Source organism: Streptomyces sp. NPDC005533 (assembly GCF_042871845.1).
Lineage (GTDB): Bacteria > Actinomycetota > Actinomycetes > Streptomycetales > Streptomycetaceae > Streptomyces.
This window is the reverse complement of record NZ_JBIAJH010000022.1, coordinates 14,967-37,682: the sequence shown is the minus strand read 5'-3', so window position 1 is coordinate 37,682 and position 22,716 is coordinate 14,967. Positions and strand designations below refer to the sequence as shown.

The window sequence follows — 22,716 nt, the reverse complement described above, 5'->3', positions numbered from 1 at the left end:
GGATCCAAGTTTTGACCTTGGCCGCCCGCCCCTGACCGGGGGCTGACCGGGGGGCGAACCCGGGCCGGCGGGAGGCCTCAGAACAGCCCGCCCTGCTCGGCGGGCGGCCCGGCGGCCGACGCGATCTCCGTCACCGGGACCGATGTCACCGCCCCGTCCCCCGGCGCGGTGAGCTCCCAGCCGGCCAACAGCCGGGTGTCCACGACGAGCCCGTCCTCGAGGTGCAGATCGGGACCGGCCGCGCCCACCAGCCGCCCCACGACGGCCCCGCCGGGAACCATCTCGGTGAGCACCCGCGCGGGCGCCGGCAACCCGTCCAGCCCGAACGCCCCCGCGTGGTCGACGACTTCGCACCCCACCCGCTCCAGTGACTCCGGCCATCCGGGCAGCGCCGCCGCCCGCGCGTGCAGTTCGGCCACCTCCCGGGCCCGGTCCGGCCCGTGCGGCAGCCGGGCCCGTACGGCGCGCTTGCGGGCGTACGCGATCCGGTCCGGCACCCCGAGGGCCGCCCGCAGCAGCTCCTCGGTGCGCCGGGTCGCCATCAAAGGTCCCCGGCCCAGCCAGGCCCACGCCACCGCGCCCTGCTCCAGCAGCCGGGCGGAGCCGCGCTCCTCGGCGGTGATCCCGACCTTGACCAAGCCGGGCCCGAACCAGGCCAGGTAGACCCGGTAGGTGCGCGGATCGGCGGCGTTGGTGTCGGCCGCCACGGAGAACGACCTGTCGAGGCGGGCGCATTCGGGGCACTGCGCGTTCCCCGCACGGCCGGGCACGAGGGCCGCAGTCGGACAGGGCGTCCGCCTCCCGGCCCGCCGCACACCGAGACAGTGCCGCTCCCCGCTCGCCGCGAAGGCCAGCCGCTGCCCGTACACCGGCACGCTCGTCCGCTCGCCACGCCCCTCGCCGTACCACCCGATGGCCGGTCGGCCGTCCTTCCACCGGACCCCGGTGCACCACCACGTCACAGCGGGAGCGGCCGTTCGAAGAAGGTGTTCAGCACGACCGTGGCGTGCGTGCCGCTGACTCCCTCGATGGCGTAGAGGCGGCGCAGGACGTCCTGCAGCTGCTCGGTCGAGGCCGTGCGCACCTTGACCAGCACGGAGGAACTGCCCGCGATGACGTGCGCCTCCTGGATCTCGGGGATCGCGGCGAAGTCGGCGCCGGACTCGCCCATCCAGGCGTTGGAGTCGACCATCACGTAGGCGAGGACCCCACTGCCGACGGCCGCCGGGTCGACGTCGATGGTGGTCCGCCGGATCACCCCGCGCTCCCGCAGTTTGCGTACGCGCTCGTGGGTGGCCCCCGCCGAGAGGCCGACGGCCGTGCCGAGAGCGGCGTACGACTGGCCGGCGTCCTGTTGGAGGCGCAGGACGAGCGCACGGTCGATGTCGTCCACGCATCTTCCCCTCTTGGGCCTGTCGACCCTTGCGGAGACGGTACCTGATCCTGCAATCGCGCCCTCAGACCGAACAGAATTCGGTAAAGCCTCACTCCCTGGTGATGTCGGTGACCGGCCTCCCCCGGGCCCTCCAGCTCCCGCCGCCTCCCGCTACCGAGCGACGAACTGCGTCAGGATCGCCTGCACCTCATAGATGTCGACACCCTTGGTGAAGGTCTTCTCGATCGGCGTCGAGCTCCCGGATATCCAGATCTTGAGCTCGGCGTCGAGATCGAAGTGGCCGGCGGTCTCCACGGAGAAGTGGGTGATGCTCCGGTAGGGGACGGAGTGGTACTCCACCTTCTTCCCCGTGAGCCCCTGCTTGTCGACGAGCACCAGCCGCCTGTCGGTGAACAGGATCGTATCCCGGATCAACAGGAAGGCGGCGTGCACCTGCTCCCCCTGCCCCAGCAGTCGCGCGTAGTCCCGCTGCGCCGACACGGGGTCGACGGTGTGCGCATTCCCGAACAGTCCCATGAGTGCCCCCGTTTTCAGCTTCGGACGATCTTCGAAAACCGTACCGAGGCCGACGGGTGGTCGGCGTCCCCCGCCAGAGCCATCCCACCCCTGAATACCTCCGGGGGACCCCCTCCCCATCAAGGAGGAGACACCCCGACAGGACATGCACAGGACATACGACGAAGGCCCCCGGGATTTCTCCCGGGGGCCTTCGTCTTGCTGTGCACTCGGCAGGATTCGAACCTGCAACCTTCTGATCCGTAGGCGGGTGCACCCCCAACTAGGTCCCGTTCGGGCCTAGCAACACGTGACGTGACACCACGTCTGCGCGATACGTGACATCCCTGGGTGTCCGCCGGCGTGCGCCGACGTTGATGTCAGCTACTGATGTCACCCCGCGTGGTGCTACTGCTTGCCGCCAACCGCTGCGAAGGCATCACAAACGAGATCCGGCGCTGGCATCCTGACGGTCACCAGCGGATCAGGGGGGGCCATGTCCTGGATCACCGAAGTTGCTCCAGTCATCACTTCGGTTGGAAGTCTTGCCGGCGTCGGCGCAGCCCTTTACGTGTCTGTCAAGACGCGGAAAGAAGTTCGCGCGGACCGATTGATTCGCGTACTTCCGGTCCTCGCATTCGAGCGCGGCGGATATCGAATCGACGTAAACCGAAGCGAATTCAATCACAGAATCGGATGCTTTTCGCCAGAATCAGTAAAGGAAGTATTCGCCGCTACCCCAGGGGACGCTTTGGTTAATCGCCTAATCGAAGCAAACTTCCCGGTGAGCGTGGGTAGCCTCATCAATCACGGCCAAGGCACGGCATTCGACATTCGAATTACCTGGGTTGCCCGAACTGTACACCTTAAATCTGAAAGCTTCGCAATCGACGCACGCAAGGGAGAGGAGCCCAGGTACCACACGGCGACCAACACGCTGCCGGCCGTACCTTCGAACCTGCCACCAGGCAGTTCAGCTCACATCCCCCAGATCCCAGCCTTCGCCTACATGGACACTGAGGCCCAACTGAAGTCCGCCGACGGCCACGTCGAGATCAACTACCGTGACGCGTTCGGAAATAACTGGAAAACCGTGCAAACTGTCTACATCGCCATGGGATACGAGGAAAAACCGTACTTCCATTGCACGTTTCTCGACTTGGAAGAACTGCCTTCGATCAAGCAATTGCCCTAGCGGCCGATCCGGTCGCAATCAAATTGCTGTCGGCGGCATAGTGATGTCCTCAAGATCGAGCTGTCCCGCCGGTCCTGCGGGGCGCTGAGCTAGCCATCCGGAGACCCGGGGGCCGCCATTTACTGCTCCACCTTCAGTGACCGTGCGAACGTGCGTGAAGCCATGTCGAAGGTAGTAGTCCTGGAGTCGAGGATTCGTCGTCCAGGCGTCTAGGCGAAGCCAAATTGCACCCGCGCGATGGGCACGGGCGCCCGCCCAATCGAGCAGCCGTCCACCGAGGTCGCAGCCCGCGTGGCTCCTAGCAACCGTCAATTTGTTCACGAACATTGACGGCTCGGCCAGCTCCTCGCGTGACCACAACCCCTCCTCGACATCAGGCGTCAGGGTGATCGTCGCGGCGGTGACACCTCCGTCGCGAACCATGAAGACCCTCCCGGCCTCGATCGTGGCCATGAGCCGGTCCGCCGGGTACGGGCGGCGCCACTGATCGGAGCCAAGCTCGCTCAGCCAGGCTGCTGCCTCCTCGCGAAAGGCCAGGAGCTTGGCCACGTCTGCGGCCGTCGCGCTTTCGATGATCACTTCGGCTCGCTCCCGGGCCGGGCGGACAGGTCACCGATCTCATAGTTCATCCGGTTGAGGTCACCCCGGAAGGTAGTGATCGTGCACCGAATGGGTCGCTCGTCCGAGTAGCCCGTGCGGGTCCAGAGCAGCACGGGAATGCCGGCTCCCATGTCCAGGAGCCGGGCCTCATCGGGCGTCGGCATCCGGGTGGCGATCTCGTCGAAGTACCCGATCTGCTCGATGCCGGCAGCAGCGAGATAGCGCGTCGTACCCTCTGCGATATCGCCCGGCTCGGCGAGCCGCGGCGCCTCCTTTGCGAGCCAATCCGGGTAGTACGTCGCCTGCGTCGACCACGGCACGTCATCCACGAACCGATGGCAGAAGCGGAGAACCGTCGTCGAGCTGGCATCCACGGTCAGTCGCTCGGCGACGTACTGAGTGGCTGGCGTCATCTCCACCCGGAACGTCTGGCTCGGTCGGCGTCCGGCGTTGGTGACGTCCGTGTTGTAGGCGTCGCCGTTCTGCTCGAAGGTCAGATTCTCGAAGCGCGACGCGTTCAACTTGAACACCTCGTGCTTGCGAACCTCGTACCCAAGACCTTGGCTGGACGAGATCAACCCTTCGCTGACCAGCTGGTTCAGCCCCGACCGCACGGTGTTCCGTGACGCGTCAAAGCGGGCTGAGAGTTCACTCTCAGACGGCAAACGAGATCCCGGCGGGTAGATGCCGTTGTCGATCTCCCGACGGAGCGCGTCGGCAACCTGCCGGTACTTCGGCTGCTTGTTCATCTGCCCATCATGACGCACTCGCTCAACTTGTTGGTACATGTGGGCCCCAATCCCTTGACGACTCACTGTCCGTGGGTGCAACATCACTGCATCAGCTTGTACCAACAAGTTGAGCAAGCAGTGCAGCAGGGGCAAGTGTGCCCTGAAGTGCGCTGTTCTCGTGTGGCTGCACCAGCCGGAAGTACCGGGAAGGCGACTTCGTCGCTCGCCGACGGGCTGGGAGCGATCGCTGTTTGAGAACTGAAAAGAGTGCCGACCCAGCCACCTGTTCACGGGTGGTCGATGGGTCCGAGTGAACGAACACCCCCGCGGCCAGGGTTGGCCGCGGGGAGCACCAGTACCCACGGTCCCTGGCATCCCCGGATGCCAGGGAGCCGTGGCCGCTCGTGCAATTCGAGAGGTCTCCTCAATCGACGGGCAGCCTCCGGCGCTGGAACGCCGGGGGCTGCTGAGTCCCGTTCCTCCTCAGAAGGAGCAAGACCCATGAAGTCCATCGCTGCACTTCACGACGTTGTTACCCCGTGGTCGGACGGTTTGGAGCCGTCGGCTGCGGAGCTGGACGCGATCGAGTGGGAGATGCCGCTGATCCTGGCGGACGTCGACCTGCTCGACGCGGAGATCGCGGTTCTGGACCGGACGCCGTCCGAGCTGGACGAGCGGCGGATCCGCCGGGCCCGCCGCAAGAAGCTGGCCATCCGCCGGGTACTGCTGAACCAGGCCGCCGCCGCGGCCACCACGAGCGTGCCGGGCGGTGCCGCATGACCACTCCGATCCCCCTCTCTGCCCTGGGCTCGCCATTGATGGCGCTGCGCATCTTCGCCGACGAATTCCGGCACCTGCCGGCGCCGTGCGTGTCGGTGTCCACGGTCTACCCGAACCTTCTGGAGCTGTCGTTCCACGACGACCTCGACGGGTTCGAGACGTGGTGCGAGGCGCTGAGGATTCCCTCCCGGAACGTCTCTCACGGTGTTCAGGGCGGTGGTCGCACTCGCGTGCTGAAGGCCGAGACCAGCTACTCCGGCGGGCGCGTGCGGCTGATCGGCTACGCCAGGATCCCGGTGTCCGACGGGGAGCGTTCATGGGCGGAGGTCACGCCGTGAAGGATGTTCAGATCCGTTCATCCGAGCGGGCCCTGTCGGTCGGAACGTGGCTGATCGTCGGTGGGGCCATGCTCTACTCCGTCCTCACCGTCACCCCGCTCATGGCCGACCACACGCCGGAGGCATGGCGGTGGACGGCCCCGATCCTGCCCCTCGTCGTGGACGCGGCGGTCGTCATCGTGGTCCGCCTCGACTCCGTCCTGGCCCGTCTCGGCGGGCACGGCGGGCCGTGGCCGGTGGCGCTGCGGTGGATGACGGGCGCCATGACCCTGGCCCTGAACATCGGCGCGTCCGCGCTGGCTGGGGACCTGGTCGGGGTCGCGATCCACTCCGTCGCACCGCTCCTCCTGATCGTCACCGCTGAAGCCGGACTCGCCTACCGGCGGGCCATCACCGCCGCCGTGCGCGGGCTCGAAGAGCGCGACCGCGCAGAGCGGCGGGCGCGGGAGGAGGCGGCCGAGGCTCGGGAGGAGGCTCGGCAGCAGCGGGTGCGTGAACGCCATGAGCATGAGGCGGCTTTGGCCCATGAACAGCGTGAACACGAGGCCCGGCTGATCCGCGAGGAAGCCGACAGGCAGGACCGCATTCGCCGCGAGGAGCGAGAGCGCGCCGAGGCTGCCGCAGCTGCTGAGCGCGAAGCCCGTGAACGCCGTGAACGCGAGCGCGAACAACAGCAGGCCGAGCGTGAACGCCTTGAGCGCCAGGCAGTGCAGCAGCGCGAGTTGAAGGCCCAGGAGCAGGCCGAGCGTGAACGCCGTGAAGGGGTCCGTGAACAGGAGCGGATGGAGCGTGAACGCGCCGCCCTCCTGGCCGCCGGCCCTCCGCCGGAGAAGCTGCCGGAGGAGCGGGCCCGCGCCATCGTGGCCGCCGCGTTCGCGGCCGGGGTGCCGGTGAGGGTCGCGGCCGAGCTGTCGGGCTGGTCCGTCGGCTGGGCCTCCGCCCGCTACCAGGAATACCGCGACGCCACCACCGCCAACGCTCCGGCCCTCGGCCGATGAGCACCCTCCCCGTCTACCGGTGGCGGCTGGCCCCTGACGGGCTTGCCACCCGCCGCCAACTCCGCGCGGTCGGACTCCGCCCTGGTGGTCAGGACGTCGTCGCACAGCTGGAGCGCCCCCGCCGCCGGCGCGGACCGCTCGTCGCCTACCTCTACCTGGTCGACCTGGCGAAGCCGGTCCGGCCGATGACGCCCAAGCGGGCCGCCGCACTCGCCAAGGCGAATGCTGCCCGCCGCCGGTGCCCGGCCTGCCACATGGACGCCGGGTACGTGATCCCGTCCTCGCTCGGCATGTGCGTCCCGTGTGCACACCCCGATGAACAGCGCGTCGCCTGAAACGTCCGCAAGGGCCCGGCCGCATGCCTCCTACAGCGCCGGCCGGGCCCTCTTCTCCCCTGAAGGAGCACGTTCAGCATGACCGACACCGTCACCGAACCGCAGGCTCCGCCCCAAGAACCCACCCCCACCCTTGCCGCGCCCGACGCCGGTACAACGGCGGAGGCGAAGCAGGTGGAGCACACCGCGGGGGGCTTCCCCGTGGTGCCGCTCTCCCTGTCCGGCACGAACACCGCCGCCGGCCTGCTGGCCACGGCCGCCCTGGCCGGTGGGCCCGTCGCCGCGGTCGTGGCGATGACCGGGGCCGCCGTCCTCGGCGTCGCCGCCGCTCGCCAACGCACCATCAAAGCGAAGAAGAAGGCCCCGAACGGCAAGTCCGCCCCGGCCGCCGGCCGCGATACGAGCGGGATCGGGGGGCGTGGTCTCGTGGGTCGTGTCCCGTCCCAGCCGCAGAGCGGATCCCGCTCGGTCGGCCGGGGCGGGGCCGGATCCCGCAAGGCGTCCGGTGGGCACGCCCGGTACCACACGGCCGGGGGTCCTGGAGGACGCCGATCCGGCTCGGCTGGGAAAGACGGCAAGCCGTCGGCCCGGCAGCGCGCGGCGCACGCCGCGGGCGGTCTGGCCGGTGGGCGGGCGGGGCAGGTGCAGGCGCTGCGTCAGCAGGCCAAGGCCCAGACGCCAACGCGGGCCGCGGCCCGTACGGCTGCGGTGCAGGCCCGCCGGCAGGTCGCCGACACCCGGCGGGCCGCCAAGGCCGCCACCCGCAACTCCGCCCCACCCAAGCACCGCACCGCCAGCGGCGCGGGTGGCGACACCCGAGGCGGGAAGGCCCGCGGCCCGGCGGCCCGCACGCTGGCCAGGACGATGGGCAAGGCGGCCGCGGTCCGGGATAGGGCCGTCGCCGCCGGGCGCAAGGCCCGGGACCGCAGCGCCGGCCGAACGGTAGCCGCAGGCCGGCAGGGAGCTCGGGGGGCCGCGCACCGCAAGCGGACCGCGCAGCTCAAAGCCCCCGCCCAGAAGGCCGCGAGGAAGTCCCTGCGCCGCTCCGCCGCACGATTCCAGGCCCGCCGCGCGGTCGCCGCCGTCCTCGGCGGACTGCTGGGCGCGCTCGGGATGGTCACCACCCGGCTCGGGCGCAAGCTCGGCTGGGCCTGGCTCCAGAACCCCGGCCGGCGCCTCTACCGGTTCCTCCTCGGGCGAGCCCGCGCCGAGCGTGAGGACCGGGACACAGACATCCACAACCAGCTCGAAGACGACGAGCGGGCCGCCATAGAACAGGCGGACGCCGAACGCGACCAGGACACCGACAGCGACACGATCGGGGACCGGGCCGCCCGTCCCACCACGCACGTTCCCGCACCTCCCACCCGTCAAGGAGTAGCCGTGAGCAACGTTTCCGGGTTCCGGTTCGAGGAGCTGGCCGCCGAGATGGAGCAGGCCGCCCAGTCCTACGAGCCCGAGAGCGCCATGGAGATCCTCGCCATGGTCGAAGGCCTGCCCGAGGCCCTCGCCTCGATCGCGAACATCATGCAGATCCTCGCGGAGCGCTCCGACTCGGAGTTCCCGCTGGAGAAGTCCATCGCGGACGGCTTCTCCGACATCTACGGCGCCCTCAACAGCGCCACGGCCGTCGCCGAAGACCTGGGGCCCGCGTTCCGGCAGGCCCACGAGCAGGACATCGCCCGCCACGAGGACCCCCGCAACGGTCCCGACGCCGAGAAGGGCTGGAACGTCTGAGATGAGCGCATCCACCATCAAGCACGAAGGCCTGGCCCTGGACTGGGCCGCCGGACACGGCCCCATCACCGGCGCCCTGTCCGCCACCACCGGCGCCTACGCGGTCGCCACCGTCGGCACCCTCGCCCACATGCCGCCCACCTGGGCCCTCGCGGTCGGCGTCGCCGGCGCGATCGGGCACACCGCCACCGGCCTACGCCAGAAGCTCGCCGCACGCACCATCGGCGCCCGCGCCGCGTCGTGGCTCCTCGGCTCCGGCTGGACCACCTGGGCGCTGGCCACCAACCCCCTCACCTGGAGTGCGCTGGGCTCCCTCGCCGTGATCGGCGTCGGCATGGGCGCCGCCGCTCGCTCCGTCGGGCTGTACGAGGAGGCCCGTGAGCTGGAGGCCATTGCCGCCGCAGAGCGGCAGGTCGCCCGGGAACTGTCCGCCGGGCGGCGGGCGATCGCCGCGGAGTGGGTGGACCGGGTCCAGCGGGTCTGCGGAATCACGCTGCGGGTGGTCGCGGTGGAGATGTGGCCCACGAACACCGGGTTCACCATCGACGCCGAACTCCCGCCGGGAGGAACCACCTACGACCGCATCGCCCGCGAGAACGCCCGCCTCTCGGCGGATGCCCGGCTGCCGCACGGCTGCACCGCCGCCGCCTCCCCGGGCATCGACCAAGGCCGCGTGCTGATCGACGTGACCACGGTCAACGTGCTGGCCGCCGAAGTCCCCTACCCCTCCGAGTACAGCGCCCTGTCGATCCACACAGGGATCCCGTGGGGCTACCGCACCAACGCCGAAGAGATCTGCGCCTACCTGCGCGAGCAGTGCGCACTCGTAATCGGGCCGACGGGATCGGGCAAGACGAACATGGTCCACGTGATCCTGGCCGGGTTCGCCCGCGCCGAGGACATCCTGACCTGGGTCATCGACCTCAACGCCGGATCCGCCGGCCTGCCGTGGATCCGCCCCGCGATGGAACCGACCGACGGCAACGAGAAGGCGGTGAGGCCGGGGATCGACTGGCTCGCCGCCAGCCACGAGGAAGCCCACCTGATGCTGGACGCGGCCCTGCGGGTCGGCAACTACCGCAAGCGGGCCTACCAGGACCTCATGGCCAAGGCGAACACCGACCTTCTGCCGATCAGCCACGAGATCCCGCAGATCATGCTCCTGATCGACGAGGGCGCGGAGGTCCTGATCAGCCGGGACCCGGAGACCCGCAAGCTCGCCAGGAAGATCATGGAAGTGATCCGGATGCTCCGCGCAATGGGGATCCGGACCGTCCTGACCGCCCTCGGCGCCACCGGGGCGGTGCTCGGGGACATGATGATCCGCCGCGAGGCCAAGACCCGCGTCGCCCTCACCGGCGGTGCAACGGAGGGCATGGACCTGGCCAAGCTGTTCCCCGGCGGGACCGGGCTGCGGATCGAACAGGCCCCCCACAAGGGCACCGGGTTCATGGGCACGCCCGAATCCCCGGCTGCCCTGTTCGGGACGTGGCGGATCCTGCCCAACCAGATCCGCGACATCGTCCACGCGACCTCGGACCGGCACCCCTACCTCGACGCCGTCTCCGCCCAGGCTGCCGGCCCTGACTACGCCCGCCGCTGGGACACCAACCGCACCGCCTGGATCACCGAACACCAGCACACCCACCCCGACAAGACCACCCCGGCCCCGGGCGGGACCGCACCGGCGGGCGGGGGACTGAACCTCTCCGCCCACCGCACCACCCCGACGGCACCGGCTGCCGTGGATGAGGACGCGCTCGCCGAGCAGTTCCGACGGGAGATCGATGCCCAGTTCGCCACCGCACCCGAACCGACCGAGCCGACGGAACAGCCGCGGCCGGGACTGAACCTGTCCGCCCACCGCGAGGACAGCGCGCGGGAGACCGGACCGGGATGGCTCGCGGACGCGATCACCGCGATCTACGCCGCAGGGGCCGACGGCATGAAGCCGGCCGCCGTTGCAGACCTCGTCGGCAAGGACCGCAAGACCGTCCGCGCCGCCCTGCGCGCCGCCGCCGAGCGCGGCGAGCTCGTCTACCGAGACAACGGACCGCACTCCGTCTACGTCCACCCCGACCACGCCTGAACACGATCACAGAAAGCTACTGGGTAGTGGGTAGTGGGGCACACCCCACTACCCACTAGAACACCCCACTAGCGCCCCCACCGGCCTCAAACAGGCCTTTCTACTGGGGACCCCACTACCCACTACCCAGTAGCCACCCACTGGAGACCACGCAGAGCGACCACCCACGCGGGCGGCCCCACCACCAAAGGGGCCGCCCGCACCGCGTCCAGGAGCCTGCAATGCCCTATGAGCACACGACCGCGAGCCCCACCGAGCCCGCCCGCTACGGCGACCCGATCTACTACCCGACGGCCGTACAGCAGCCGGTGATGCTGTCCGCCGAACTCCCGCCCGGGGTCGAGATGGTGACCCTGCCGAACGGCTACCGGACCCTCGCCTACACCCACCCCCAGCCCCTCACGCCCGCCCCGGCCGTGCAGCCGATCCCGGCGTGGGCCAAGACCACCGCCCTGCTCGCCCCGACCGTCGGCGGTGGGATCGCAGCGGCCGGGTTCGGGATCTCCTACGCCGCCCCGGGACTGATCGCCATGACCGAAGCCCTCTGGGCCGCTATCGCCCTCATTGCCGCCGGCACCCTCGCGCCCCTCCTCCTCCGCACCGGACGCGGAATGGGCGGGCGGGACAAGGCGCCGGTGCAGCACGTCACCCAGAACATCACCGCCACCGGCATGTTCGGCCGCGCCACCGGCACCCTCAACAACCGCTGACCAAGGAGCACCGCATGCCCGAGGACGACTACGCCTCCGAGCTGGTCGCCGTCGAACTCGACTGGGACGACCTCGACGAGCCGTATCGACGGAACATCACCCGCCGACAGCTCGGCCAGCTCCTCTTGCAACTCGACGACATGGCCGACACCACCGCCGGCCAGTAGCCCCGCCCCGGACACAACGAAGGCGGCCCCCTCTCACGCCAATGAAGCGGGGCCGCCCTCATCCACAACCCATCAAAAGACCTGTGGAGGTCACCAGCATGACCCAACTCACCGACATTCGGCGAGACCACAACGGCCAGCGGCCGTTACTCCTGGACGCCGCCCTAGCCATTGCCGGCCGAGGCTGGCCGCTCTTCCCGCTCCGCCCCGGGACGAAGACCCCCGCCCTGCACCGCCAGGCGAGCTGCCCCGAAACCGGCGTATGCGCGGGCGGGCACGTGAAGTGGGAGCAGCGCGCCACCACCGACCAGACCGCCATCGTCCGCTGCTGGAGCCACAAGCCGTACAACATCGGCCTGGCCACCGGCCCCGCCGGGCTGATCGTGGTCGACCTCGACATGCCCAAGGCGAACAGCAGTCAGGACGCGCCTGGCGGCGCGGACAACCTGTTGGCGCTCTCCGAGCGCGCCGGGCAGCCCGTCCCGACCACCCTCACCGTCCGGACTCCCTCCGGCGGGATCCACCTGTACTTCACCGCCCCCGACGGCGTCCGCCTCGGGAACACGGCGGGCAAACTGGCCCCGCTCATCGACACCCGCGCCCACGGCGGATACGTCGTCGCCCCCGGCAGCACCACAGCGGCCGGTACCTACGAGATCACCGACGACTCCCCGCCGGCCGAACTCCCCGCCTGGGTCCTGACCCTCCTTCAGCCCCCGGCGCCGCGCCCGCTCTGCATCCGGATGCCGGGAGCGGTCCGCACTGGCACCGCGGCCCGCGCGGCGCTGGACGCCGAATGCGACATGGTCCGCCGGGCGCCCGCGAAGCAGGCGAACAACACGCTTAACCGCAGCGCCTTCAAGGTGGGGCGCTTCGTCGCGTGGGGCGACCTCCCCCGCGAGGAGGTCGAGGAGGCCTTCCAAGCGGCGGGGGAAAACCGCGGACTCACCGTGGCCGAGTGCCGCGCCACGATCCGCAGTGCCCTCGACAGCTCCGCCCGCACGGTCCGCGCCCGGGAGACGGCATGACCACCCACCCCCATCCCCCCTTGGAAGGCCCCACCCCCACCCCTGCCGGCACCAGCCCCGCCGAACCAGCCTCCGCCCCCGACGGCAGTGGCGCGCCGAAGGTCGTCGCCGAAGGCGTCCCTTCATCTGTTCGCCCTAGCCCCCACAGTGACGACGGACGCCGGCCCGTCGCCTGGCTCCATATCGTCGCCCCCGGACGTGGCGTCACCCCGTCCGTGCGCTCGTGGTGCCAGTGCGGCCGGGATCTGTTCGCCGCAGGACAGATCCGGGCGCTTGCCCTGATCGACGACCACGTCCAGCACCGGACCCTCTGCCCGCTGCTCGTATCCCAGGAAGGGAAGGCCGCCTGATGAGCGACCACAAGCCCCAGGCCGCATCCATCGACGGGGCCGCGCTGCTGGACGAGGTGGAGGCCTTCCACCGCCGGTTCAACATCTTCCCCCGCGAGGGGGCCTACGTCGCTGTCGCGCTGTGGGACGCGCACGCCCACCTGCTCGACGCGTTCGACTCCACCCCCCGCATCGCGTTCCTCTCCCCGGAACCCGGCTCCGGAAAGTCGCGGGCGCTGGAGATCATGGAGACGCTCGTGCCCAACAAGATGGCCGCCGTGGACGCCTCGCCCTCCGCGCTCTTCCGGTCCGTGGCCGGTGTCGAGGGGGAACGGCCCACGATCCTCTACGACGAGATCGACACCGTGTTCGGCCCCAAGGCCGGAGAGAACGAACAGCTCCGAGGCTTCCTGAACGCCGGACACCGGCGAGGGCGGCTGATGTACCGGTGCGTGGGCGACGGCGCCAACCAGTCCGTGCAGGGCTTCCCGTCCTACTGCGCCGTGGCCATGGCCGGCCTCGGCGGCCTGCCCGACACGATCCTGGACCGCTCCGTCATCATCCGCATGCGGCGCCGCGCCCCCAACGAAAAGGTCGAGCCCTACCGGCTCGGCACCCACGAACCGCAGGGCAACGCCATCCGCGACCGCCTCGCCGCCTGGGCCGACCAGGTCCGCGACCAGGTCAAGGGCGCGTGGCCCGCCATGCCCGAAGGCGTTGCCGACCGCCCCGCCGACGTCTGGGAACCCCTCCTCGCCGTCGCCGATGCGGCCGGAGGCAACTGGCCCGAGCGGGCCCGCGCCGCCTGCGTCGAACTGATCAAGTCCTCCCAGACCAACGACAAGGCATCACTCGGGATCCGGCTGCTCACCGACCTGCGCGACCACGTCCTGATCGGGCTCGACAAGCTGCCCACCATCGCCGTCCTCGACAGGCTCAACGCCCTCGAAGACGCCCCCTGGGCCGACATGGACGGCAAGCCCCTCGACTCCCGCCGCCTGTCGAAGATGCTCAAGGAGTACCGGACCGGCACGGACGAGCCGATCGTCTCCCGCAACATCCGCACCGCCGGCGGCATCCTCAAGGGCTACTACGCCGTGGACCTCGAAGACGCGTGGACCCGCTACTGCCCGCCGCCGCAGAACAGCGCTACATCCGCTACGCCGCTACAGCCCAGCTCACAGCCGGTGCTCGCGTAGCGGCAACCCCACATGTAGCGGCTACACCCCCAACTGTCACAGGGCTCTCCCAGAGCAGCCCGACACGCCTTTCCGGCCCCGCCCGAGGACGTCGTGAAACGGGATGTAGCCGCTACATCGCACCCTTCCGCTACACCAGCACGCCCGCTGACCTGCGATGTAGCGGCGTAGCGGATGTAGCGGACCTGCCAGAGGGGGTGCGCCCCCACCTCACACCACTGGAGCCCGCATTGAGCTTCACGCTGCCCGCGACCCATGAAGCCATCACCGTGCCCGAGGCCATGCAGGCCCTTCGGCTCAGCCGCAGCAAGCTCTACGACCTGCTGCGCTCCGGAGCCTTGCCCAGCTACACCGAGGGCCGCGCACGGCGCATCCCTCTCGTCTCGCTCCAGACCTACATCCACAACAAGCTTGAGGAGGCTGCCTGATGGCCAAGAGGCGCGCCAACGGGGAAGGCACCATCACGAAGCGCAAGGACGGCCGCTACCAGGCGGCCGCCTACGTCTACCGGCCGGACGGCACGCGGGTCCGGAAGTTCGTCTACGGCAAGACCCGCGAGGAGGTGAGCGACAAACTCATCGAGCTGCAAGACAAGACGCGCCAGGGCATCCCGGCCGCCACGTCGTCGATGGCCTTCGGGGAGTACCTGACGTACTGGCTCGCGGCCATCGCTCCCAACCGGCTCAAGCCCGCAACGCTCAGCAGCTACGAGGGGCTGTCCCGCCTCTACATCCGTCCCGCGCTCGGCACGAAGCGGCTCAACCGCCTGTCGCCCACCGACGTCCGCAAGTTCCTCGCTGATTTCAAGGCCGGGTGTCTCTGCTGCATGCGCGGGGCCGATGCCGCTCGCGCCAAGGAGGACCGAACCTGCTGCGCGGTCAGCCGCTGCTGCGCGCGCCGGCCGTCGGCTCGAACCGTCCAGTACGTGCACGCCGTGCTCCGCTCGGCGCTCCAGCAGGCAGTCCGTGAAGAACTCGTGGCGCGCAATGTCGCCCGGATCGTGGAGACGCCCACCGTGAAGCGAGACGAAGTGCACCCCCTGGACGCGGCAGAGGTGCGGATGCTCCTGAAGACCGCCCGGCCTCACCGCCTGTACGCGCTGTGGCTCCTGCTGATCTCTACCGGGCTGCGGCGTGGAGAAGTCCTGGGACTCACCTGGTCGGACGTCGACCTGGTGGGCGGACAGCTCAGGGTCCGGCGCAACCTCCAGCGAATCCGGCGAGAGCTGATCTTCGGGACACCGAAAACGGCGCGCTCCATCCGTACCGTGTCGCTCCCCAAGCGGTGCGTGGACGCGCTGCTCGCTCACCAGGAGCAGCAGGAGACGGCCCGGAAGGTGGCCGGCGATAAGTGGCAGCCGCTCGCCCACCAGCCGAGCGGTCTGATCTTCACGACGGCGACAGGCCGCGCCACCGATCCGCGCAGCCTGAACCGAATGCTCACGATCTTGTGCGGTAACGCCAAGGTCCGCCGGGTCCGTGTGCACGACCTGCGTCACACCTGCGCCTCACTGCTGCTCGCACAGGGCGTGGACGCTCGCACGATCATGGAGACACTCGGGCACAGCACGATCACCATGACCCTGGACACCTACGCACACGTCATGCAGACGACACTGCGGGCTGCCGCTGACCGGATGGACGACGCACTCGGCGTTGACGAATCCGGCGAGGAGGAGGGTGACGCCCGGGAAGAGTCCCCGGCTGCCTGATCGGTCCGGCTTCACACGTTGATGTCACCCGCTGATGTCAAAGGCCCCCTGGAGAATCTCCAGGGGGCCTTTGATCTGCGTGCACTCGGCAGGATTCGAACCTGCAACCTTCTGATCCGTAGTCAGATGCTCTATCCGTTAAGCTACGAGTGCTTGGGCTTCTCGGGGTTTTGCGCCCCGTTGGCCTTGCGAGAACAACAATACATGGACCTCGCCGGGACGCGAAATCCATTAGCTCCACCCATGCTGACCTGCACAAACACCTCGGATGAAGATCGTCCGGATGGGTTCGCACAGAGGTCGGAGCGGAGCGGTTTGCCCCGGAACGCATCGAAGCCCCGGTCCGTCAGGACCGGGGCTTCGATGAGGTGCGGAGGCGGAGGGATTTGAACCCTCGATGGGGGGTAAGCCCCAAACCGCATTAGCAGTGCGGCGCCATAGACCGGACTAGGCGACGCCTCCAGCACACCCCCGCGTACGAAGGTGCGTGCAGATGATGACACAGGCGCAGGGCCCCTCACCAATCCGCTCCCACGGTACTAGCAGGGACGGGCGGAGGGCAAAGCCTTAAAGCAGCCGCAGCACGCAACGTCGGCGGGCCCGCGTCGTTGGTCAGGCGTACGACGTACGGACGACCTGGAGTGCCCCATGCTGCGTCTCGCCGCCTTCGCCGTCACCTCCGCCCTGGCCGCCGCGGCCGCGGGGCCGCTCCCGCCGCTGCCCGAACCCCTGAGCGGGCTGCTGGCGCCACCCGACCGCCTCACCATCGCCATGGCCGACACCGGGAACCGTCAGTTGGACCGGGAGTACCGGCTCGAATGCGACCCCGTCGGCGGCGACCACCCCCAGGCCGCGGGCGCCTGCGCACGGCTGGACCAGCTCGCCAAGGAGGGGAAGGACCCCTTCGCCCCGGTCTCCCAGCGGCAGCTCTGCACCATGCAGCACGGCGGCCCCGCCACCGCCCGCATCACCGGAACCTGGAACGGCCGCAAGGTGGACGCCACGTTTCGGCGGACGAACGGATGCGAAATCAGCCGCTGGGACGAGTTGGAACCTCTGCTTCCGAGTGGGCGTTCCTGACCTGGGAGGATGCGCGGAATGTGCGGTATCCACCGTACATCGGCCGCCCCGCCGCGGGGCTGTGGCCTTAGACTCCTCCCGTGACTTGCCGGTAGTTGTGGTCAGGGAGGAAGCTCGTCGTGAGCAGCAGGCCATCCCGAGGCGCTGCTCGCCTCGCAGCAATACTCGACGCCCTTCCGGACGCGCTGTTGCTCGTCAACGCCAACGGCACGGTCGTCAACGCCAATTCGATCGCCCTCGAGGTCATGGAGAGTCCCGGCACGGGACTCGTCGGCCGCGGCGTGCTCGACCTCCTGCCCGAGTTCGACTCCAAGCTGATCCCGGGCTCCATGCGCCGGCCCGGCGAGGACGACGGCGGCCGCGCCAAACCCAAGCGGATGATCGCGCGCCGCACCGACGGCTCCGAGTTCCCCGTAGAGATCACCAGCGCCCATCTCGACGGCCGCGACGCCTACCGCGAGCCGCAACCCTCGTACACCGGCGACGAGCTGCTGATGCTCGTGGTCCGGGACCTCTCGCAGACCGTGGACACCGAGGCCGAGCTGGCCCGCTCCCAGCGGCAGACCGAGATGATCCTGCGCGCCGCCGCCGAGGGCGTCGTGGGCACCGACACCGACGGCCGCGTCGTGCTGGTCAATCCGGCCGCCGCCCAGATCCTCGGCTACCGCGCCACCGACCTCGGCAACCGCGAACTGCACGGCCTGGTCCAGCACTCCCGCGCAGACGGCTCGCCGTTCCCCTTCGAGGAGTCCCCGCTCGCCGACACCCTGCGCAGCGGGCGCAAGCACCGCGTGCGCGGGCAGGTGCTGTGGAACAAGGCCGGCCAGCCGGTCTCCGTCGACCTGACGACCTCTCCCGTACGGGACGGGGAGCAGCTCGTCGGCGCCGTCATGACCTTCACCGACCGGCGGCCCTACGACGCCCTGGCCGCGCGGCACGCCCAGCTGCTGGCCGTCCTCGGCGACTCGCTGCGCGGCCCGCTGGACGAGCTGCGCGGTGAGCTGGCGACCCTGGCCGCCGACGACGCGGGACAGCTGTGGCCGGAGGCCAACCAGCTACTGCACCACCTGGCCGCCGGGTACTCGCGGATGACCACGCTGGTGGACAACGTCCTCGGCTTCCAGCGCCTGGACTCCGGCGGCGCGCGGCTCGCGAAGAAGAAGGTCCTGATCAACACCGTCGTGACGGCGGGCGTCGACGGCGCGGTCGAACTGATCGGTCCGGGCCGCGTGCAGTTCGCCGTCCACGCGCCGACCATCGAGGCCGAGGTGGACGGCGCCCGGATCGCGACCGCGCTCGCGCACCTCGTCGCGGACGTCGCCGGAGTGGACGCCACCGGCAAGACCGCCCAGGGCAGCGGGTACGGCGACTCGACGATCGTCGTGGCCGCCGCCCAGCGCGGAGACGTCGTACGGATCGAGGTGCGCGGGCCGTACGAGGGCGGGAGCCCGGTCCACGAGCCGATCGTGCGGGGGATCGTGACCGCGCACGGAGGCGTGCTGCAGACGGTGGAGGTGCCGGGCGCGCCCGGCGGGGCGTACGTGCTGGAGCTCCCGCTCGGCTCGGGTGCCGGGACGGTCACGCTGCCGGACCCCCCGGAGGAGCCGCCGGCCGGTCCGACCACGGACGGCGCCGGGACGTCCGGGGGCGCCGCCCCCGGCAAGGTCTCCGGCGGCCGACGGGGCCGCCGCGGAGTGGACGCCTTCCTGGACGACGAGGCCCCGGGTGCGGCAGCCGCGCCGGCCGGCCAGGGCGGTGGCGCACTGGCGCTGCCCTCCGGACGGCGGCGGGCCGGCGAGGCGGGCCTTCCCGACGCGGGCCCGGAGCTCGCCCAGTCACCGGTGAATCCGGCCGGACTCGGTACCGGGCGCAGGCGCGGCCGGGCCGGTGACGGCAGCGGGGAGGCCGACGGCGCCGGTGGTCCGGGCGGAGTCCGCGGTCCCGGCGGCCTCGGAGGCCCTGGCGGCCCTACTGGTCCCGAAGGCCTGGGCGGCCAGGGCGGATCCGGGCGTCCCGTGCCCCCGCAGGGCACCGCCATGCCGGCGCTCCCGCCCGTACCCGCCGTGCCGCCGGTTCCGCTGACCGAGCACCCCGCCGGGCGACGCCGGGCGCTGGGTCCGGCCGGTCCGGCGCAGCCCGGCGGTCCCGTTCCGGCGACGGGGCTCGGGCCGACGCCCGCTCCCGCGCGGCCCATCGCCCCCGAGGGCGGCTTCGCGCTGCCCGCCGGCCCGACTCCGGCTCCCTCCGCTCCGCAGACCCCCGCCATGGCCGGTCCGGCAGCCGCCCCCGCCGAGGGCGACGCCGACACTCCGGCCGGGCGCCGCGGTCGCCGCGTGCTGGGGGCGCCCGGCGGCGAACCCGAAGCCCCCGCCGCGCAGCCCGCCGAGTCCGCCGAGTCCGCCGCGAATCCGACCGGGCGGCGACGGGCATTGCCCGGCACCCCGGCCTGGCCCGTTCCGGCGGCCCGTACCGGTTCCGAGGACGACGAGGCCCCCGGGCCGGTCGCCGTACCGGGAGCGCGTCGGCCGCAGGACGCCCCGGCGGAGGGTCAGGCCGCGCAGCCGATCAGCGTGCGCGCCCTCGGCACCCTCGGGCAGGGCATCTCCGTGGACCCCAACGCCACCGGGGCCGGCGCCGGCTCCGGATCCGGCCGCCGCCGCCGGCTCGCCGAGCCCGCCCCGCAAGGCCGGGCGTTCGCCATAGGAGCCCCCGAGGCGGGCTCCGCCGAGGGCCCCGAGCCGCTCGACGGCCCGGGCGGCGCGGTCGAGGTGGTCAACCGGCCCGCACCCCGGCCCGTGGACGACGAGCTCCCGCCGGAGCCCCTGGACAACCCGCGCCGGCTGCTGGTGTGGCCCGCGCCCGACGTGCAGACGCAGCAGGCGCTCAGCGACCGCGGCTACCGTCCGGTGATCGTGCACTCCCGCGAGGAAGTGGACGCGCAGATCGCCGCGTTCCCCGCCGCGCTGTTCGTCGACCCGCTGACGGGTCCGATCACCCGGACCGCCCTGCAGTCCCTGCGCCAGGCCGCGGTGGCCGCCGAGGTGCCCGTACTGGTCACGGCCGGGCTGGGGCACGCCACGCGCGAAGCGGCGTACGGCGCCGATCCGGCGGTCCTGCTCAAGGCATTGGCGCCGCGCGACAGCGAACAGCACCCCTCCCGGGTCCTGCTGATCGAGGAGCACGACGAGATCGCGACCGCGCTGACCGCGGCCCTGGAACGGCGCGGCATGCAGGTCGCCCGGGCGGGCGCCGACACCGACGCCGTGGAGCTGGCGACCCGGATGCGGCCCAACCTGGTGGTCATGGACCTGATGCAGGTGCGCCGCCGCCGGGCCGGAATCGTGGACTGGCTGCGCGCCAACGGGCAGCTGAACCGGACCCCGCTGGTCGTCTACACGACGACGGGCATCGACCCGGCGGACCTGCCGCGGCTGGCCTCGGGCGAGAGCGTGCTCTTCCTCGCCGAGCGGGCCACCACGGCGGACGTACAGGGCCGCATCGTGGACCTGCTGGCCAAGATCGGCACCAACTAGTAATCCTGGGCCGATGGCCATCACCCACACGACCGAGCACACCGTCCCCGCCGACAACGGGGAGGTGAACCTGCTCATCGCGCGCCAGGTGGAGCCTGGGCACGAGGAGACCTTCGAGGCCTGGGCCCACGGGATCCTGGAGACGGCGGCCGGCTTTCCGGACCACCTCGGGTACGGGCTCTTCCGCCCGGCGACGGAGGGCGGGCCGTGGTTCCTGGTCCACCGCTTCCGCAACCAGGCGGCGTTCCAGCGCTGGCAGGACTCCCCGGAGCGGGCCCAGTGGTTCTCCAACTGCCTCGGCCACCACCACACGGAGATAGCCCGCCGGGAACTGCACGGCATGGAGACGTGGTTCGCCAAGCCGGGTACGACCCGGCCCGCGCCGCCTCGGTGGAAGATGGCGATCAGCTCGGGGCTGGCCATCTTCCCGATCTCGCTCGCCGGCAACGCGGTGCTCGGGCCGTACCTGGTGGATCTGCACTTCGTGCTGCGGACGGCGGCCTTCGCCGTCGTCTTCAGCACCCTGATGACCTACGTGGCCATGCCCGCCGTCAGCAGGCTGCTGCGGCCGTGGCTCACCGGGGGCCGGCCACCGGCCTCGCGCGTCAGTCGAGCTTCGTGACTTCCAGCGCGCCGTCCGCGTACTGCTGGCGGATCACCTTCTTGTCGAACTTGCCGACACTGGTCTTCGGTACGGCCTCGATGACCGTCCAGCGCTCCGGCAGCTGCCACTTGGCGATGGACTGTGAGAGGAACTCGCGCAGTCCGGTGTAGCTCACGGTCGCGCCCTCCCTGAGGACGACGGTGGCCAGCGGACGCTCGCCCCACTTCTCGTCCGGGACGGCGACGACGGCGGCCTCGGCGACCTCGGGGTGCGCCATCAGCGCGTTCTCCAGCTCCACGCTGGAGATCCACTCACCGCCGGACTTGATGACGTCCTTGGCGCGGTCGGTGAGGGTGAGGAAGCCGTCGGGGCTGATCACGCCGACGTCCCCGGTCTTGAGCCAGCCGTCGGCGCTGAACTTGTCCTCGGGCCGGAAGGGTTCGCCGGACGCCCCACCGTAGTAGGAGCTCGCGATCCAGTTGCCGCGCACCTCCAGCTCGCCCGCCGACGCTCCGTCCCAGGGCAGGAGGTCGCCGGCGGGACCGACCAGGCGGGCCTCGACCCCTGCGGGGAAGCGGCCCTGGGTGATCCGGTACGGCCACTCCTCCTCGGCGGTCAGACCGGCCGGCGGGTGGGCCATCGTGCCCAGCGGGGAGGTCTCGGTCATGCCCCAGGCGTGACAGACGCGGACGCCGATCTTGTCGTACGCCTCCATCAGGGAGGGCGGACAGGCCGAGCCGCCGATGGTGACGTGCTTCATCGAGGTCAGGTCACGCGGGTTCGCGGTGATCTCGGCCAGCAGGCCCTGCCAGATGGTCGGGACGGCCGCGGCGTGCGAGGGCTTCTCCCGCTCGATCATCTCGGCGAGCGGCGCGGGCTGCAGGAAGCGGTCCGGCATCAGCATGTTGACGCCGGTCATGAAGGTGGCGTGCGGCAGCCCCCACGCGTTCACGTGGAACTGCGGGACCACGACGAGGGTGGTGTCGCGGTCGGTCAGTCCCATCGACTCGGTCATGTTGACCTGCATGGAGTGCAGGTAGAGCGAACGGTGGGAGAAGACGACGCCCTTGGGGTCCCCGGTGGTGCCGGAGGTGTAGCACATGGCCGCCGCCTGGCGCTCGTCCAGCTCGGGCCAGTCGTAGCTGTCCGGGCGGCCCTCCAGCAGCTCCTCGTACTCGTGCACGCGCACGTTCAGGCCGTCGAGCACGGAGCGGTCACCGATGCCGGAGACCACTACGTGCTCGACGGTCGGCAGGTGCGGCAGCAGGGGCGCGAGCAGCGGCAGCAGGGTGCCGTTGACCAGCACGACCCGGTCTGCGGCGTGGTTGACGATGAAGACCAGCTGCTCGGGAGGCAGCCGCAGGTTGAGCGTGTGCAGAACGGCGCCCATGGAAGGGATCGCGAAGTACGCCTCGACGTGCTCGGCGTTGTTCCACATGAGCGTGGCGACCCGGTCGTCCTGCTGCACGCCGAGTTCGTCGCGCAGGGCGCTCGCGAGGCGGGTGGCGCGGGTGCCGATCTCGGCGAAGCTGCGGCGGTGCGGCTCAGCCTCCCCGGTCCAGGTCGTGACCTGGGACTTCCCGTGGATCGTCATCCCGTGACGGAGTATGCGGGTGACGAGGAGCGGTACGTCCTGCATGGTGCTGAGCAAAGCGTCCTCC

22 protein-coding genes and 2 tRNA genes are annotated in these 22,716 nt (G+C 70.6%); 16 read left to right on the top strand and 8 right to left on the bottom strand.

The genetic code is table 11. From position 1 onward, the window contains the following. Window positions 1-77: 77 nt before the first annotated feature. The 3 genes from ACFYP3_RS22425 to ACFYP3_RS22415 all read right to left on the bottom strand — a co-directional run bounded on the left by ACFYP3_RS22425 (window position 78) and on the right by ACFYP3_RS22415 (window position 1,912). A complete protein-coding gene (locus tag ACFYP3_RS22425; RefSeq protein ID WP_388835248.1) occupies window positions 78-962 on the bottom strand; it encodes a DUF2797 domain-containing protein in 885 nt (294 codons plus the stop codon). Continuing rightward, on the bottom strand, window positions 959-1,393 hold the full coding sequence (locus ACFYP3_RS22420; protein ID WP_388835245.1) for an Lrp/AsnC family transcriptional regulator: 435 nt from the start codon (window positions 1,391-1,393) through the stop codon (window positions 959-961). Before ACFYP3_RS22420 ends, ACFYP3_RS22425 begins: the two co-directional genes overlap by 4 nt. A gap of 153 nt (window positions 1,394-1,546) precedes the next feature. Then, complete coding sequence (locus tag ACFYP3_RS22415) at window positions 1,547-1,912, bottom strand: PH domain-containing protein (protein WP_030839590.1); 366 nt, start codon at window positions 1,910-1,912, stop codon at window positions 1,547-1,549. A 475-nt stretch (window positions 1,913-2,387) separates the two neighbouring features. Here ACFYP3_RS22415 and ACFYP3_RS22410 point away from each other — a divergent pair, with 475 nt between their 5' ends. Next, window positions 2,388-3,086, top strand: coding sequence for a hypothetical protein (locus ACFYP3_RS22410; RefSeq protein WP_388835242.1), 699 nt, complete (start codon window positions 2,388-2,390; stop codon window positions 3,084-3,086). An 18-nt stretch (window positions 3,087-3,104) separates the two neighbouring features. Here the strand turns inward: ACFYP3_RS22410 and ACFYP3_RS22405 are convergent, their stop codons facing one another. Next, the gene (locus tag ACFYP3_RS22405) at window positions 3,105-3,665 is read right to left on the bottom strand and encodes a GNAT family N-acetyltransferase (protein WP_388835240.1); all 561 of its coding nucleotides are present in this window, start codon (window positions 3,663-3,665) and stop codon (window positions 3,105-3,107) included. Beyond that, window positions 3,662-4,435 carry a GntR family transcriptional regulator gene (locus tag ACFYP3_RS22400; protein WP_388835237.1) on the bottom strand — a complete coding sequence of 258 codons (774 nt, stop codon included), beginning with the start codon at window positions 4,433-4,435 and terminating at the stop codon, window positions 3,662-3,664. Before ACFYP3_RS22400 ends, ACFYP3_RS22405 begins: the two co-directional genes overlap by 4 nt. A gap of 483 nt (window positions 4,436-4,918) precedes the next feature. Here ACFYP3_RS22400 and ACFYP3_RS22395 point away from each other — a divergent pair, with 483 nt between their 5' ends. The 12 genes from ACFYP3_RS22395 (at window position 4,919) to ACFYP3_RS22340 (ending at window position 15,838) form a co-directional block, all read left to right on the top strand. Then, window positions 4,919-5,197 carry a DUF6284 family protein gene (locus tag ACFYP3_RS22395; protein WP_388835234.1) on the top strand — a complete coding sequence of 93 codons (279 nt, stop codon included), beginning with the start codon at window positions 4,919-4,921 and terminating at the stop codon, window positions 5,195-5,197. Then, window positions 5,194-5,535, top strand: coding sequence for a hypothetical protein (locus ACFYP3_RS22390; protein ID WP_388835231.1), 342 nt, complete (start codon window positions 5,194-5,196; stop codon window positions 5,533-5,535). Before ACFYP3_RS22395 ends, ACFYP3_RS22390 begins: the two co-directional genes overlap by 4 nt. Continuing rightward, window positions 5,532-6,533: a DUF2637 domain-containing protein gene (locus ACFYP3_RS22385; protein ID WP_388835228.1), complete on the top strand. Its 1,002-nt coding sequence runs from the start codon at window positions 5,532-5,534 to the stop codon at window positions 6,531-6,533. The genes ACFYP3_RS22390 and ACFYP3_RS22385 overlap by 4 nt, the downstream gene beginning before the upstream one ends. Then, complete coding sequence (locus tag ACFYP3_RS22380; protein WP_388835225.1) at window positions 6,530-6,868, top strand: RRQRL motif-containing zinc-binding protein; 339 nt, start codon at window positions 6,530-6,532, stop codon at window positions 6,866-6,868. Before ACFYP3_RS22385 ends, ACFYP3_RS22380 begins: the two co-directional genes overlap by 4 nt. Window positions 6,869-6,946: 78 nt before the next feature. Further along, window positions 6,947-8,605, top strand: coding sequence for a hypothetical protein (locus ACFYP3_RS22375; RefSeq protein WP_388835222.1), 1,659 nt, complete (start codon window positions 6,947-6,949; stop codon window positions 8,603-8,605). A 1-nt stretch (window position 8,606) separates the two neighbouring features. Then, entirely contained in the window at window positions 8,607-10,694 is a 2,088-nt protein-coding gene (locus tag ACFYP3_RS22370; protein WP_388835219.1) for a hypothetical protein, read from the top strand. 221 nt (window positions 10,695-10,915) lie between these two features. Further along, window positions 10,916-11,404: a hypothetical protein gene (locus tag ACFYP3_RS22365; RefSeq protein ID WP_388835216.1), complete on the top strand. Its 489-nt coding sequence runs from the start codon at window positions 10,916-10,918 to the stop codon at window positions 11,402-11,404. A gap of 14 nt (window positions 11,405-11,418) precedes the next feature. After that, window positions 11,419-11,571: a hypothetical protein gene (locus ACFYP3_RS22360; protein WP_388835213.1), complete on the top strand. Its 153-nt coding sequence runs from the start codon at window positions 11,419-11,421 to the stop codon at window positions 11,569-11,571. A 98-nt stretch (window positions 11,572-11,669) separates the two neighbouring features. After that, window positions 11,670-12,599, top strand: coding sequence for a bifunctional DNA primase/polymerase (locus tag ACFYP3_RS22355; protein WP_388835210.1), 930 nt, complete (start codon window positions 11,670-11,672; stop codon window positions 12,597-12,599). A gap of 349 nt (window positions 12,600-12,948) precedes the next feature. After that, on the top strand, window positions 12,949-14,127 hold the full coding sequence (locus ACFYP3_RS22350; RefSeq protein WP_388835207.1) for a DUF3631 domain-containing protein: 1,179 nt from the start codon (window positions 12,949-12,951) through the stop codon (window positions 14,125-14,127). A 230-nt stretch (window positions 14,128-14,357) separates the two neighbouring features. Next, window positions 14,358-14,555, top strand: a complete 198-nt coding sequence (locus ACFYP3_RS22345) for a helix-turn-helix domain-containing protein (RefSeq protein ID WP_388835205.1) — start codon at window positions 14,358-14,360, stop codon at window positions 14,553-14,555. Continuing rightward, window positions 14,555-15,838: a tyrosine-type recombinase/integrase gene (locus ACFYP3_RS22340; RefSeq protein WP_388835202.1), complete on the top strand. Its 1,284-nt coding sequence runs from the start codon at window positions 14,555-14,557 to the stop codon at window positions 15,836-15,838. Before ACFYP3_RS22345 ends, ACFYP3_RS22340 begins: the two co-directional genes overlap by 1 nt. 80 nt (window positions 15,839-15,918) lie before the next feature. Here ACFYP3_RS22340 and ACFYP3_RS22335 read toward each other — a convergent pair. Further along, window positions 15,919-15,991, bottom strand: a tRNA-Arg gene (locus ACFYP3_RS22335). A 218-nt stretch (window positions 15,992-16,209) separates the two neighbouring features. Beyond that, a tRNA-Ser gene (locus ACFYP3_RS22330) sits at window positions 16,210-16,300 on the bottom strand. A 186-nt stretch (window positions 16,301-16,486) separates the two neighbouring features. Here ACFYP3_RS22330 and ACFYP3_RS22325 point away from each other — a divergent pair. From ACFYP3_RS22325 to ACFYP3_RS22315, 3 genes are all read left to right on the top strand, one after another. Beyond that, window positions 16,487-16,918, top strand: coding sequence for an SSI family serine proteinase inhibitor (locus tag ACFYP3_RS22325; RefSeq protein WP_388835199.1), 432 nt, complete (start codon window positions 16,487-16,489; stop codon window positions 16,916-16,918). A gap of 119 nt (window positions 16,919-17,037) precedes the next feature. After that, on the top strand, window positions 17,038-20,451 hold the full coding sequence (locus ACFYP3_RS22320; RefSeq protein WP_388835196.1) for a PAS domain-containing protein: 3,414 nt from the start codon (window positions 17,038-17,040) through the stop codon (window positions 20,449-20,451). Between the two features lie 13 nt (window positions 20,452-20,464). Then, the gene (locus ACFYP3_RS22315) at window positions 20,465-21,073 is read left to right on the top strand and encodes an antibiotic biosynthesis monooxygenase (RefSeq protein WP_388835193.1); all 609 of its coding nucleotides are present in this window, start codon (window positions 20,465-20,467) and stop codon (window positions 21,071-21,073) included. Here the strand turns inward: ACFYP3_RS22315 and ACFYP3_RS22310 are convergent. Further along, window positions 21,057-22,706, bottom strand: coding sequence for a long-chain fatty acid--CoA ligase (locus ACFYP3_RS22310; RefSeq protein ID WP_388835191.1), 1,650 nt, complete (start codon window positions 22,704-22,706; stop codon window positions 21,057-21,059). The two genes, ACFYP3_RS22315 and ACFYP3_RS22310, sit on opposite strands and share 17 nt — an antisense overlap. Window positions 22,707-22,716: the final 10 nt, after the last annotated feature.

What these genes read in the sequence shown, in the direction of transcription:
- ACFYP3_RS22415 (WP_030839590.1), bottom strand. Translation starts at nt 1,912, where the DNA reads ATGGGACTGTTCGGGAATGCGCACACCGTCGACCCCGTGTCGGCGCAG.
- ACFYP3_RS22410 (WP_388835242.1), top strand. Translation starts at nt 2,388, where the DNA reads ATGTCCTGGATCACCGAAGTTGCTCCAGTCATCACTTCGGTTGGAAGT.
- ACFYP3_RS22400 (WP_388835237.1), bottom strand. Translation starts at nt 4,435, where the DNA reads ATGAACAAGCAGCCGAAGTACCGGCAGGTTGCCGACGCGCTCCGTCGG.
- ACFYP3_RS22395 (WP_388835234.1), top strand. Translation starts at nt 4,919, where the DNA reads ATGAAGTCCATCGCTGCACTTCACGACGTTGTTACCCCGTGGTCGGAC.
- ACFYP3_RS22390 (WP_388835231.1), top strand. Translation starts at nt 5,194, where the DNA reads ATGACCACTCCGATCCCCCTCTCTGCCCTGGGCTCGCCATTGATGGCG.
- ACFYP3_RS22380 (WP_388835225.1), top strand. Translation starts at nt 6,530, where the DNA reads ATGAGCACCCTCCCCGTCTACCGGTGGCGGCTGGCCCCTGACGGGCTT.
- ACFYP3_RS22375 (WP_388835222.1), top strand. Translation starts at nt 6,947, where the DNA reads ATGACCGACACCGTCACCGAACCGCAGGCTCCGCCCCAAGAACCCACC.
- ACFYP3_RS22370 (WP_388835219.1), top strand. Translation starts at nt 8,607, where the DNA reads ATGAGCGCATCCACCATCAAGCACGAAGGCCTGGCCCTGGACTGGGCC.
- ACFYP3_RS22365 (WP_388835216.1), top strand. Translation starts at nt 10,916, where the DNA reads ATGCCCTATGAGCACACGACCGCGAGCCCCACCGAGCCCGCCCGCTAC.
- ACFYP3_RS22360 (WP_388835213.1), top strand. Translation starts at nt 11,419, where the DNA reads ATGCCCGAGGACGACTACGCCTCCGAGCTGGTCGCCGTCGAACTCGAC.
- ACFYP3_RS22355 (WP_388835210.1), top strand. Translation starts at nt 11,670, where the DNA reads ATGACCCAACTCACCGACATTCGGCGAGACCACAACGGCCAGCGGCCG.
- ACFYP3_RS22350 (WP_388835207.1), top strand. Translation starts at nt 12,949, where the DNA reads ATGAGCGACCACAAGCCCCAGGCCGCATCCATCGACGGGGCCGCGCTG.
- ACFYP3_RS22340 (WP_388835202.1), top strand. Translation starts at nt 14,555, where the DNA reads ATGGCCAAGAGGCGCGCCAACGGGGAAGGCACCATCACGAAGCGCAAG.
- ACFYP3_RS22325 (WP_388835199.1), top strand. Translation starts at nt 16,487, where the DNA reads ATGCTGCGTCTCGCCGCCTTCGCCGTCACCTCCGCCCTGGCCGCCGCG.
- ACFYP3_RS22315 (WP_388835193.1), top strand. Translation starts at nt 20,465, where the DNA reads ATGGCCATCACCCACACGACCGAGCACACCGTCCCCGCCGACAACGGG.